This is a genomic window from Rheinheimera maricola (assembly GCF_016918075.2).
GTDB classification, from domain to species: Bacteria; Pseudomonadota; Gammaproteobacteria; order Enterobacterales; family Alteromonadaceae; genus Alishewanella; species Alishewanella maricola_A.
In genome coordinates this window covers 339,639-348,897 of record NZ_JAERPS020000006.1, presented here as the reverse complement: position 1 = coordinate 348,897, position 9,259 = coordinate 339,639, and the positions used below count along the sequence as shown (strand labels likewise).

Genomic DNA, 9,259 nt, shown 5'->3' with positions numbered 1-9,259 from the left:
AGAAAAATGCAGCGAAAAGCGCTTTTTTAGTACATTTACTGCATAATAACGCAGCATTGGAGGACATTATGACGATACGAGCTTATAAAGGTATAACGCCGAAACTGGCATCAGGGGTATATATAGACGAATCCAGCGTGCTGGTTGGCGATATTAATTTAGCTGAAGATGTCAGCATCTGGCCTTTGGTCGCTGCACGCGGTGATGTTAACTATATCCGCATTGGCGCCCGCACTAATATTCAGGACGGCTCGGTACTGCATTTGTCCCGCCGCAGTCCCAACAAACCCGACGGCTCGCCGCTGGTTATCGGCGAGGATGTCACTGTCGGCCATAAAGTCATGTTGCATGGCTGCACTCTTGGCAATCGTATCCTGGTGGGTATGGGCGCTATCGTAATGGATGATGTAATAGTAGAAGACGAGGTGATTATCGGCGCAGGCAGTTTAGTGCCGCCAGGTAAGCGTCTGCAAAGCGGCTACTTATATGTCGGCAGCCCTGTGAAACAAGCGCGGCCATTAAATGCTGCTGAAAAAGCATTTTTAACAGAGTCGGCAGCGAACTATGTAATATTGAAGAACGAGTATCTGGCTGAAGCTTAAAGCCAGATCTCGCCGGCACTGCTATATGCCTCTTCGGCTATCGCCTGCTCGGCAGCATCTTCCCAGTTAAAAGCCTCAGCCTGAACTTGCTGTAAAAAGCGTTCAGGCTGCTGGCCGGCCGGCAGAGCAATATAGCAATCCACCTTTAGCCCCGAAACAAGACAGCTAAAACTCACAGCTTGTCTGCTGGAATTAAAGTCAAAATCATTATTGAAGATCAGCTGCTGGTTCATCGCGCTTTTAACTGCTGTTGCAATAACGCCAGTACAGGCGTCACATCCGGCCTTTTTCCACGCCAGATATAAAACGCTTCTGCTGCCTGCGATACTAACATGCCTAAACCATCTGCTTGCCGCAGTGCACCGTGCTTAGCACTCCATTGCATAAATGCCGTAGGTTCACTGCTGTAGCTTAGGTCATAGGCCAACAAACAATGCTGTAAATGTGAAGGATTGATATCCGGCCGCTCATTACTTAAAGCTGACGATGTCGCATTGATTACCAACTGATAAGGCTTGTTAGGGATCTCGGCAAAGCCACAAGCATAGACAGTGTTGGTAAAACTTTCTGCTATAAGTTGAGCTTTGCTTTGCGTACGGTTAGCCAATACCAATTGTTGGACACCTGCGTTTAGCAGAGGCCCAATAACTCCTCTACTGGCTCCGCCAGCGCCCAAAAGCAATACAGCACAGCCTGGTAGATCAACACCCAACCGCTGCAAATCAGCAACCAGGCCTATGCCATCTGTATTATCACCATGTAATCTGCCATTGCTATCTATATAAAGTGTATTTACTGCGCCCGCTTGCAAAGCCCGCTCAGATAACACATCTGCCAACTGATAAGCTTGCTGTTTAAATGGTGCAGTAACATTACCGCCTTTACCGCCACCCTTGACGAAAGCACGCCAGCTGTCGGCAAAACCATCAACCGGTGCTAAAATGGCCTCGTACGAGAGTAACTCTGCACACTGCGTAGCAAATTGCGTATGAATAAGTGGCGACTTTGATTGCCTAATTGGATTGCCAAAAACAGCATAACGGTCCACAAGCGATGTCCATAGAGAAGTTAATACAGATGATTTTTAATAAAACCACGCCAAATAGCAAGCCGCACCCTACGCCACAGCAAACGCCTTACGTTATGATGGGCGGCGAAAAAGCCGTACGCCGGCTGGCCAACCGCTTTTACGATATCATGGAAACCGCCCCGCAAACGGCAGAGCTGTATGCCATTCATCCACTACCACTGGATACTATCCGGCAAAAGTTTTTCGAGTTTTTATCAGGTTGGCTTGGCGGCCCGCCGCTATTTGAACAAAAGTACGGCCATCCACGCCTACGCGCCCGGCACATGCCTTTTACCGTAAATGAACAAATGCGCGAGCAATGGATGTTTTGCATGGATAAAGCGCTGAATGAAGTGGTTGAAAATAAAATGCTGCGGGATGGCATTCGCCAGTCGATAGGTCAACTGGCGAGCCATATGATCAACTGTTAGCGATTAAGCCCTAACCAATCCTGCGGTTGAAGATACCGCTCATACAATAGCGCCTCTGCGCTGCCGGGTTCGGGTTGAAAACCATATTGCCATCGCACCAACGGCGGCATCGACATTAAAATGGATTCAGTGCGCCCGCCGCTTTGCAGGCCAAACAAGGTGCCTCTATCGTACACCAGATTAAATTCAACATAGCGTCCGCGACGATATAGCTGGAACTGTCGCTGATGATCGCCGTATGGCATAGCTTTACGCCGTTCTACTATCGGCAAATATGCCGGCGTGAAGGCCTCACCGACAGCTCGCATCAGCGCAAAGCTTTGCTCGAAGCCCGGCGCATTTAAATCATCAAAAAACAGCCCGCCTACACCGCGAGTTTCGCCGCGGTGTTTTAAATAGAAGTACTCGTCACACCATTTTTTATACGCAGGGTAATAATCACTGCCAAAGGGATCAACGGCCGCTTTAGCAGTTTGGTGCCAGTGCACTACGTCTTCTTCAAACGGATAATAAGGCGTTAAATCAAAACCACCACCAAACCACCACACCGGCGCCTCACCGTCTTTTTCGGCAATAAAAAAACGCACATTGGCATGCGTGGTGGGTATATAAGGGTTATTCGGGTGAATAACCAGTGACACGCCACAGGCATTAAAACTGCGCCCGGCTAACTCAGGCCGGTGTGCAGTAGCCGAGGCCGGCATATTGGCACCGAATACATGCGAGTAATTTACCCCTGCCTGTTCAAATAACTTACCGCCGGTTAGCACCCGGCTTTTACCACCACCGCCTTCGGGTCGCTGCCAGGCATCCTCAACAAACTGCGCGTAGCCATCTGCTTGCTCCAACGCAGCACAGATATTGTCCTGCAATTGCTGCAAAAATTGCTGCACTACAGCCAAATGCTGCTGGGGTTTGTTACTTGTCACCTTAACTCCTTACAATATCGCCGCTGATGGCATCACGAATTTGACTGGGCTGAGTTGCCCCACCCAGTACGCCGAGCATAATAGCAGACAACTTATCACCGAGACTTTGCTGCAGCACAACTTTGTCGGTGATGGCCGGCTGACCGGACAAATTGGCACTGGTTGATACCAAAGGTTTGCCATAAGCACTACACAACTGTTGCACCACTGGGTGCGCACTCACCCGCACCGCTATGCTGTCAAACTGGCCGGTGATCCATTTAGGCGCGGCCTTGCTGGCTGGTAACACCCAGCTGATATGGCCCGGCCAACTGGAAAAAATCTGATAGCGCTTTTCCAACGGTATGGCTTTGTCATCGACGTAGGGCAGCAATTGCGAGTAATTAGCCGCAACTAAAATAAGACCTTTCTCAACCGGACGCCGCTTAATCGCCAGTAACGCCAGTACCGCAGCCTCATTGTCCGGGTCACAACCAAGGCCATATACCGCCTCGGTTGGATAAGCGATCACGCCGCCTTGTTGTAAAGCCTGTAATACCAACGCCAGCTCTGCCATTTATTGCCATATCCCCGGATAATTGTACGAAAAACACAGTTAAAATTTTCTTCAGTTGCGCAACTGGCTATAATAGCGCCTTCACGCTTTTAGTTCATCACGTACAGAAGGAAACAACAATGCAAGTTGGCATCATCATGGGTTCGACATCAGACTGGCCCACTATGAAACACGCCGCTGATATGCTGGATAAGTTCGGTATTGCCTATGAAACCAAAGTTGTTTCCGCACATCGTACACCGCAGCTACTGGCCGATTACGCCAGTAGCGCAGCCAGCCGCGGACTAAAAGTCATTATTGCAGGCGCCGGTGGTGCAGCACATTTACCGGGCATGGCCGCTGCTTTTACCAGCCTGCCGGTATTGGGCGTACCGGTACAGTCCAAAGCGCTAAAAGGCTTAGACTCTTTACTGTCTATCGTGCAGATGCCCAAGGGCGTTGCGGTGGGCACCCTGGCAATTGGTGAGGCCGGTGCCGCCAATGCCGGCTTGCTGGCAGCACAAATACTGGCTACCCACAGCCCGGAACTGATGACCAAAATTGACGCCTTTCGCCAGGCACAAACCGATATGGTACTCAGCCAGCCCGATCCGGCACAGGTGCAGTTATGAAGGTATTAGTGCTGGGCGCCGGCCAATTGGCGCGGATGATGGCACTGGCCGGTGCGCCGCTGAACATCAGTATCAGCGCTTATGATGTCAACAGCGACAGCATAGTACATCCGCTAACGCAGCAGAATTTGGGCAAAGGTTTGGCCAATGCCATTGCTGATGCTGATGTGGTTACCGCAGAATTTGAACATATTCCGCTGCCGGTATTGGCACAGTGCCAGCAAAGCGGTAAGTTTTTCCCTGGCGAAGCGGCGATTAAAGCTGGTGGCGATCGCCGGTTAGAAAAGCAATTACTTGACAACGCCGGTGTGCGCTCTGCCAACTATCATATTGTTAATAGTGAAGCCGATTTTAATGCCGCCATCAGCAAGCTGGGTTTACCGCTGGTATTTAAGAGCGCACTGGCCGGTTATGACGGTAAAGGCCAGTGGCGCCTAAAGCAGCCCGAACAGGCCGCTGCGCTATGGCAGGACATTAGTGCTTTTTTGGCCGCCGATAGCACACAAGCTATAGTGGCGGAGCAATTTATTCCGTTCCAACGTGAAGTCTCATTGATTGGCGCCCGTAACAGCAGCGGTGAGGTACAGGTATATCCGCTAACAGAAAACCATCATGTAAATGGCGTGCTGAGCGTATCGTTAGCGGTTAGCGGCAACGAGCAGCTGCAACAGCAAGCACAGCAAATGTTTACTGCAGTAGCAAATCAGTTGAATTATGTTGGCGTGCTGGCGATAGAGTTTTTTGATGTTAACGGTGAGCTGCTGGTTAACGAGATAGCCCCCCGTGTACATAACTCCGGCCATTGGACCCAACAAGGTGCCGATGTTTGCCAGTTTGAGCAGCACTTACGTGCCGTGTGCGATTTACCTCTGGGCAGCACAGCGCTGGTTCGTCCGAGTTTAATGGTCAATATTCTTGGCGAAGACAGGGTGCCGGAGCAAATTCTGGCACTGCCGGGGTTACACTTACATTGGTATGGTAAAAGCAAACGCGCCGGTCGTAAGATGGGGCATATTAATTTATCAGCAGCAGGTAATGCACAGCTGAAGCAACGGTTTGAACAATTGATCGCGCTATTACCCGCAGCGGCTTTTCCTGAGCTGGCACAAATGGCAGACCGGTTAAACTGACAAGCCGGCCGGTAGTTCAGGCTACCGGCTGTTTTGCCCCACATTTTTTATCGGCACAGTAAAACGCCGCTTTCTTTTCTACCAGTAAGCCGAAGCCACAGCTAATGCAGCTGCCTGTAACCGGTTTATCATTTAGCAAAAATTTGCACTTGGGGAAATTGCCACAACCCCAGAATGCTTTACCAAACTTATTTACTCGCTCAGTCAGTTGGCCTTGTTTACATTTCGGGCAGGCTAAACGCTCTGCTCCTGCTGGCTCATTGGCTTCATGCACAACAAAATTACAGCGCGGATAATCTGTACAGCCAATAAACATACCGTAGCGACCGTTTTTTACCGCCAATGCATTGCCGCACTGCGGGCAGGCCTCGCTGTCCAGCACTTTAACTATGCTGGTTTCATGCTGGTGTAACGCCTTAATATAGTTGCAGGCCGGATAAGCACTGCAACCAAGAAAGAGACCATTTTTACCTGATTTCATTGCCAGCGGCTGCTGGCATAATGGACATAGCTGCTGCTGTTGCGGCAGTTCAAACAAAGCGGAATCTTCGGTCATAAAGGGTAAGGCCGCTTAATGTAGTGGCCCTTCAGGTTCATCAAAAATTAAATCTTCCATCTGGGCATAAGCATTTTCGTGGCCGGGTACATTAAACAGCACCATCAATACCACCCATTTTAAATCTTCCAGGCTAATACTGTGGCTGTCCAAATCCATCACCCTGTCGATAACCATTTCTCGGGTAACCGGATCCAAAACATTGACTTGCTCTAAAAACAACAGAAACCCTTGACACTCTACATCCATTTTCGCCAATTCTGGCGCACTGTAAATGCGGGTGGCATTGGAAATAACCTTAGATAGATATGGTTTAACATGGCTTTCCTGCAATGCAGACAGGTTATCGAGCCACTTTAACGCTTTGAAGATATCATCGTCATGAAAACCTGCCCGGCTTAACTCTTTGGTCAGATCGGCATGATTAACGTAAATGTCAGATTCATTGTGGATATAGTTTTCAAACAGATAAACGAGGATATCAAACATACTCAGGCACTCCTCACTCTTATGTAGCCACCGGGAACTGCTGCTACTTCACCAGCTAATTCCAACTGTAACAGCGCGATAGTGGCGTCGGCTATCGCCAAGCTGGCGCGCTGTGCAATAAGATCAACTGCGGTAACCTCGTCTCCTACGTTAGCCAACAACTGACTTGCAAACAAGTCTGTTTGCTGACTTTTTTCTTGCTCCAAGCCTTCTTTAAGACAACTTTTACCAAAAAAGTGCCATTCTTCCAGTATATCGGCAACTTTTGTGACTAATTTAGCACCTTGCTGAATTAATTGATGACAGCCTTCCGATTGTGGGCTGAACACTGAGCCTGGTACAGCGAATACATCACGACTGTACTCTGCTGCCAAATTTGCACTGATCAAAGTACCGCTTTTCAGTCCGGCCTCAACCACAATAGTGCCAATACTAAGCCCAACAACAATGCGATTGCGCTGAGGAAACCACTCCGCCCGGGCTTGTACGTCGGGGAAATACTCTGACACCAAAGCGCCCTGCTCTGAAATAGCTTGGGCCAAGGATTTATTTGATAAAGGATACACTTGCTCTAAGCCGTGCCCTAATACCGCAACAGTTAAACCACCAGCTTGCAATGCACCTTTGTGGCTTTCGCTATCAATGCCCCGCGCCATGCCGCTGGTAATAATGTAACCTTGTTGCGATAGCTCTGCAGCAAAGCTGTGCGCCACCTTTCGCCCTGTTGGTGTAGGCGTACGACTGCCCACCATCGCCAGCTGTTGTTGCGCTAACACCTGTGGGTTACCTTTTACAAACAATAGCAATGGCGGTTGTTTGGTCTGTTTAAGCAGCGCAGGGTAACGAGGGTCAATATAAGTAATAATGTGATGAGTATCGCTTTGCTCCAACCAACGTAGCGCATAAGCAACTTTCGGTTGTGCTTCTTGTGTTAACAAATAAGCTTGGCGCTCGGTGAAGCCGATATTACGGAGGGTGCTGGCTGGTAGTTTAACCAGCTCAGCTATCGATATTTGCTCGCTCAGTCGTTGGAACTTCAGGCCATCTTGGCCATGCACAGTGGCTAAAGCGAGCCAGCTGCATAGTTCTTCCATGGCAAACTGGCTCCATCAAACATATGTTATAAGTTGGCGATTAAATCTCCAACACGAATTGGTCGTTGAGTTTTGGTCACAATAGCGAAGCTAGTCTGCTCTGACACTTTGAACACCATCAGTTCACCCACTTTTTCTCGCGGTAACTGAATAGCATCTTCACTGATGTTACGAAACATTTTTTGCAGTCTGTTGGCATCTTCAACATATACCGGACCATCAGGGCCATCTATCACCATGGGCGAGTTGCGATAAATACCCAACATATGACCAGCTTTTAATTCCTGCCGAGTGCCGCGATTGAGTACGACAATGTCCCATTTTGAAAACTCACGTAAATCTGATGTGGTATCAATAATTAAGCCGTTAATATCAAAACCAGGCCGGCTCATCACAAAAAATGCAGGTAGAGACTGACCTTCCAATGCAGGCAATATGCGATCGCCCTGCTTTATCTCTCGCTTAACACTTAACACATTTAGTGATGAAGCTTCAGCCGGTGTCTCGGTTTCTTCTGACACTTCACGCCCCGGTCTAAAAGCTCTGGCGGTGGCGATAAGTTTGGTCTCGTAACCAAGAATGGTTTCGGTCTCTGGATCAAAATAGGGTTTCCCCTGGCGATAGACACCATAAGAAGCCCCCGTTTCTAACACGCCTTTGGCGTAAATAATATGGTCGCTGACCGAATTTTTCACGTTGGCATTAGAACCTAACACATAAGGCAGTGCGTTAATTTGCTCTTCTGAAAGCGCTTGCTCAAAAGTTAAGTAGTGGCGAATCAGACTCAATGGTAGCGTGGTTACGGCACTATCACCCTTCAGCGTTTTACGAATAGTGGGTGACAAGCGTTTTACATTGTCATTAACGGCTAGGCGCGGTCTCCCTTCTGCGTCATACGTTAACGTCAACGTATCGCCGGGGTAAATAAGATGTGGGTTGTCTACCTGCGGGTTCATTTGCCACAGCTGCGGCCACAGCCAGGGCTCATTAAGATACAAAGCAGAGATATCCCACAGCGTATCGCCCTTTTTAACAACATAACTAGCAGGAGCACCTTCGCGGATGGTTAATACATCAGCGAACACGTTTATAAAGCCACTCATAACCAGTAGAGTGGCGACAATTGCAAATTTTTTCAGCATGCCTGCATCCTTGAGCTCAATCTTGTTGTAATTATTGCACACTAAGCTGTTAATACAGCGGATTAATGGCTAAAATTAAAACATACCACAACCTTTGAAACAAAGCATATTTTTGTAGGTGTTATGACTGTTTTACATGTTTTACATTATCCGGACGACCGGTTACGCACCGTCGCCAAACCCGTAACCACTGTTAACGCCGAAATTCAGCAATTAGTGGTTAACATGCTGGACACCATGTATGCCGAAGAAGGCATAGGTTTGGCCGCCACTCAGGTAAACGTTCATCTACGTGTCGTGGTCATTGATGTATCTGAAGACCGCAACGAGCCGATGGTGTTTATTAACCCTGAAATTATTGCCCGCGGCGGCGACACTAGCTACGAAGAGGGCTGCCTGTCGGTGCCACAAAGCTATGGCAAAGTAGAACGCGCAGCAGAAGTAACAGTAAAAGCGCTGGACAAAAATGGCAATACCTTTGAATTGAAAGCCGACGGCCTGCTGGCAATTTGTCTGCAGCACGAGCTGGACCACCTGGTAGGCAAATTATTTATTGATTATTTATCGCCGTTAAAACGCGATCGTATTCGCAAAAAGCTGGAAAAAGAAGCCAAAATGGCGCAGCGCCACGCGCTGTAAGCAGGATACAT

The 9,259-nt window shown here is 48.7% G+C and carries 13 protein-coding genes; 5 read left to right on the top strand and 8 right to left on the bottom strand.

The window, feature by feature from the left end; all coding sequences use genetic code 11:
- Positions 1-602 (top strand): gamma carbonic anhydrase family protein (locus I4W93_RS17110; protein WP_439653236.1); only part of this gene is annotated, 602 nt, incomplete at its 5' end.
- Here the strand turns inward: I4W93_RS17110 and I4W93_RS17105 are convergent.
- On the bottom strand, positions 599-835 hold the full coding sequence (locus tag I4W93_RS17105) for a DUF1488 family protein (protein ID WP_205311999.1): 237 nt from the start codon (positions 833-835) through the stop codon (positions 599-601). The two genes, I4W93_RS17110 and I4W93_RS17105, sit on opposite strands and share 4 nt — an antisense overlap.
- Positions 832-1,650 (bottom strand): shikimate dehydrogenase, encoded by an 819-nt coding sequence (aroE, locus tag I4W93_RS17100; protein ID WP_205311998.1) that lies wholly within the window; start codon positions 1,648-1,650, stop codon positions 832-834. The genes I4W93_RS17105 and aroE overlap by 4 nt, the downstream gene beginning before the upstream one ends.
- Positions 1,651-1,679: 29 nt before the next feature.
- Between aroE and I4W93_RS17095 the strand changes: the two genes are divergently transcribed.
- Positions 1,680-2,102 (top strand): group II truncated hemoglobin, encoded by a 423-nt coding sequence (locus I4W93_RS17095; protein WP_224673518.1) that lies wholly within the window; start codon positions 1,680-1,682, stop codon positions 2,100-2,102.
- Here the strand turns inward: I4W93_RS17095 and hemF are convergent.
- Both hemF and tsaC read right to left on the bottom strand, forming a co-directional pair.
- Positions 2,099-3,031 carry an oxygen-dependent coproporphyrinogen oxidase gene (hemF, locus tag I4W93_RS17090; protein WP_205311996.1) on the bottom strand — a complete coding sequence of 311 codons (933 nt, stop codon included), beginning with the start codon at positions 3,029-3,031 and terminating at the stop codon, positions 2,099-2,101. The genes I4W93_RS17095 and hemF overlap by 4 nt on opposite strands.
- Before the next feature lies 1 nt (position 3,032).
- The gene (gene tsaC, locus I4W93_RS17085; RefSeq protein WP_205311995.1) at positions 3,033-3,587 is read right to left on the bottom strand and encodes an L-threonylcarbamoyladenylate synthase type 1 TsaC; all 555 of its coding nucleotides are present in this window, start codon (positions 3,585-3,587) and stop codon (positions 3,033-3,035) included.
- Between the two features lie 119 nt (positions 3,588-3,706).
- On the opposite strand from tsaC, the gene purE reads away from it, so the two are divergent.
- Both purE and I4W93_RS17075 read left to right on the top strand, forming a co-directional pair.
- On the top strand, positions 3,707-4,198 hold the full coding sequence (gene purE / locus I4W93_RS17080) for a 5-(carboxyamino)imidazole ribonucleotide mutase (RefSeq protein WP_205311994.1): 492 nt from the start codon (positions 3,707-3,709) through the stop codon (positions 4,196-4,198).
- Positions 4,195-5,328 carry a 5-(carboxyamino)imidazole ribonucleotide synthase gene (locus I4W93_RS17075; protein ID WP_205311993.1) on the top strand — a complete coding sequence of 378 codons (1,134 nt, stop codon included), beginning with the start codon at positions 4,195-4,197 and terminating at the stop codon, positions 5,326-5,328. Before purE ends, I4W93_RS17075 begins: the two co-directional genes overlap by 4 nt.
- A 16-nt stretch (positions 5,329-5,344) precedes the next feature.
- Here the strand turns inward: I4W93_RS17075 and I4W93_RS17070 are convergent, their stop codons facing one another.
- Genes I4W93_RS17070 through I4W93_RS17055 form a run of 4 tightly spaced genes read right to left on the bottom strand, consistent with a single transcriptional unit; the run spans position 5,345 to position 8,609 of the window.
- Positions 5,345-5,884 (bottom strand): DNA topoisomerase family protein, encoded by a 540-nt coding sequence (locus tag I4W93_RS17070; protein ID WP_205311992.1) that lies wholly within the window; start codon positions 5,882-5,884, stop codon positions 5,345-5,347.
- A gap of 15 nt (positions 5,885-5,899) precedes the next feature.
- Positions 5,900-6,373 carry a DUF494 family protein gene (locus I4W93_RS17065; RefSeq protein ID WP_205311991.1) on the bottom strand — a complete coding sequence of 158 codons (474 nt, stop codon included), beginning with the start codon at positions 6,371-6,373 and terminating at the stop codon, positions 5,900-5,902.
- A 2-nt stretch (positions 6,374-6,375) separates the two neighbouring features.
- Positions 6,376-7,467, bottom strand: a complete 1,092-nt coding sequence (gene dprA, locus I4W93_RS17060) for a DNA-processing protein DprA (protein WP_205311990.1) — start codon at positions 7,465-7,467, stop codon at positions 6,376-6,378.
- 26 nt (positions 7,468-7,493) lie between these two features.
- Positions 7,494-8,609, bottom strand: a complete 1,116-nt coding sequence (locus I4W93_RS17055) for a LysM peptidoglycan-binding domain-containing protein (protein ID WP_205311989.1) — start codon at positions 8,607-8,609, stop codon at positions 7,494-7,496.
- Between the two features lie 123 nt (positions 8,610-8,732).
- On the opposite strand from I4W93_RS17055, the gene def reads away from it, so the two are divergent.
- On the top strand, positions 8,733-9,248 hold the full coding sequence (def, locus tag I4W93_RS17050; RefSeq protein ID WP_205311988.1) for a peptide deformylase: 516 nt from the start codon (positions 8,733-8,735) through the stop codon (positions 9,246-9,248).
- Positions 9,249-9,259 lie beyond the last annotated feature (11 nt).

Bases quoted from the DNA above. Each gene is read 5' to 3' on its own strand.
- I4W93_RS17105 (WP_205311999.1), bottom strand. From the start codon at position 835: ATGAACCAGCAGCTGATCTTCAATAATGATTTTGACTTTAATTCCAGC.
- I4W93_RS17095 (WP_224673518.1), top strand. From the start codon at position 1,680: ATGATTTTTAATAAAACCACGCCAAATAGCAAGCCGCACCCTACGCCA.
- tsaC (WP_205311995.1), bottom strand. From the start codon at position 3,587: ATGGCAGAGCTGGCGTTGGTATTACAGGCTTTACAACAAGGCGGCGTG.
- purE (WP_205311994.1), top strand. From the start codon at position 3,707: ATGCAAGTTGGCATCATCATGGGTTCGACATCAGACTGGCCCACTATG.
- I4W93_RS17075 (WP_205311993.1), top strand. From the start codon at position 4,195: ATGAAGGTATTAGTGCTGGGCGCCGGCCAATTGGCGCGGATGATGGCA.
- I4W93_RS17070 (WP_205311992.1), bottom strand. From the start codon at position 5,884: ATGACCGAAGATTCCGCTTTGTTTGAACTGCCGCAACAGCAGCAGCTA.
- I4W93_RS17065 (WP_205311991.1), bottom strand. From the start codon at position 6,373: ATGTTTGATATCCTCGTTTATCTGTTTGAAAACTATATCCACAATGAA.
- dprA (WP_205311990.1), bottom strand. From the start codon at position 7,467: ATGGAAGAACTATGCAGCTGGCTCGCTTTAGCCACTGTGCATGGCCAA.
- I4W93_RS17055 (WP_205311989.1), bottom strand. From the start codon at position 8,609: ATGCTGAAAAAATTTGCAATTGTCGCCACTCTACTGGTTATGAGTGGC.
- def (WP_205311988.1), top strand. From the start codon at position 8,733: ATGACTGTTTTACATGTTTTACATTATCCGGACGACCGGTTACGCACC.